A 1,914-nucleotide genomic window follows, 5' to 3' on the forward strand; every position below is an offset into this window, starting at 1 on the left:
ACCGGACAACTCAACGTCTCACAGCAAACCGTTTTAGGTCATGAGGGGCAGCGCTGCTGCAACACTCACCAAGATAAGCGCCTTCAGGAGGTGAATAGCACATACTGTCCGCCACGATACGAACCCCGTTTTTTTTGCATGTGAGGAGGTGAAACACATTGCGTCGGTCCTTGATAGCGGTCTGGGTCTGCCCAACTCTAGCGTCACGGTGGCCACGGCCAGACTGTCAGACATAAGTGACATAACACAGACACTCATGAGAAGCGTTCATGTTCAAGCACCAACGCAAGTACCGGGGCGGTGGCATCGTCGGCATCCTCCGGAACGTCCTCCGGAATTCGTGCAAGAACCCCAGCGCCAGGTGGAAGCTGGGAACACACCACGCGCCGCGTCAAGCGGCGAGGTCAAGCGGCAAAAAATACAGGGGAGATCACACACACGTACCTCGAAATCGAACGAAGGCAGCAGCGCTTCACACCACCCTTTCAACACGGTAGACTCCAGTTCAAGCTCACCACGGGACACCTTCTCAATGACCTTGTCAACATCACCCCACCGAGGGTTAGCAGCGAACACACCCGTCCAAAATCCACAGACACCCTCCGCCGCTGCCGCATCTATCCTGTCGCCCTCAACAGCTACACGGCAATCCAACAGGCCATGCAGGTCAGGGTAAGCAAGCAGAAGGCAGCAGCGCAACCAGCTGTGCCAGTCGTCAGTCCTTGACCAGGTGTAAGGCTCCAGTGGTGTTCTAGAGAAATGTAAGAGGAAGGAGGGTGACGCGCAACGCAGCGTCCCCTTCAGCACTGCCGAGGATCCAGCTGTCACAGCAAACCCCCAGTCCAGCAGATGCACATGCCCCTCTGAGTCATGCATCACGTTCGCAGGCCGGATGTCTCGATGCACAACATTCTTCGCGCCAACAGCCAGCAGGATGTTGCCCAGCTCAACAGCATGCGCCTGTCGAAATTGAACGCCCTTTCCACCGAACGGCTGGCACACAGGGGCCATGACGAGGTAGGGAGCCGGCGCAAACCCAGCACCAGAAAACATCAGCACCTCGGACAGCAGTCTGGGCACGCCGGGGATGCCTGTCAACATAGCCAACATTGCGGCTTCAGTGGCGAAGGGATCGTCCTCACCGCAGCCTGTGTACTCCTCACCCGCACCGCCCCTGCACACCGGCACCTTGCCCAGCTTCAGCACTGACTCCCCATCACTCAGCTTGTACACGACTGAAGTGGCCCCCACGCCAAGGAAGTCGGCGCAGTGGGACTTGGGTTCCCCGAAAGTGGGCAGCCTGTGAGCTTCCGGGGGAGACACGACGAGTTTGTACAGGAGCACAGGTAGAAAATCCTTCCAGGGGGCCAAGTCGCTGTACTGGGCAGTTGTCACTATTTCATCAACATCACGCTCCCGTGTCATGGTCACGGCGACGGCATGCATCTGGTTGAACAGGATTCCCGACGCTGTGTGTCGGTTGGGGTTCGCATCGAGCACCTCATGCAGGTATTGCATGATCTGCCCAAGGCACTCACCGCTCACCAGCCCCGCAGCCGTTGTGACCTTCGCCTCCAACACGAACAGTATCTCATACGACGGAATTGCAGACACACCACCGCCATAATCATGCGGCATGGCCAATACGTCGGGCTTCAGCTTGCGCCGTCCTCCAGGGCCAAGGGTAGCGTGGTCCTGTGTCACAATCAGATGTCGCGCCGGCTCTCCTACCCTGCGGTACGCATCCACGACTGCCTGAAGCAACGGCTGGAATGCCGCCACGAACACCTTCTCAGCCGCATCTTCCAGCTCGCCTGCCAGAGCCGCATGGAATGCGGCCACTGCTTTCGCAAGGCGGGCCTTCTTCTGGAGCCCACCCCGATCTCGGAACTCGTCGCGGCACGAGTCCCTAGA

Annotated in this window: 1 protein-coding gene; it reads right to left on the minus strand. The window is 58.7% G+C overall.

Annotated elements, in window-relative coordinates; all coding sequences use genetic code 11:
• Positions 1-273: 273 nt before the first annotated feature.
• Positions 274-1,914 (minus strand): hypothetical protein (locus P4L78_RS01125; RefSeq protein ID WP_309326390.1); only part of this gene is annotated, 1,641 nt, incomplete at its 5' end.

This window comes from Silvimonas sp., from assembly GCF_031291215.1.
GTDB classification, from domain to species: Bacteria; Pseudomonadota; Gammaproteobacteria; order Burkholderiales; family Chitinibacteraceae; genus Silvimonas; species Silvimonas soli.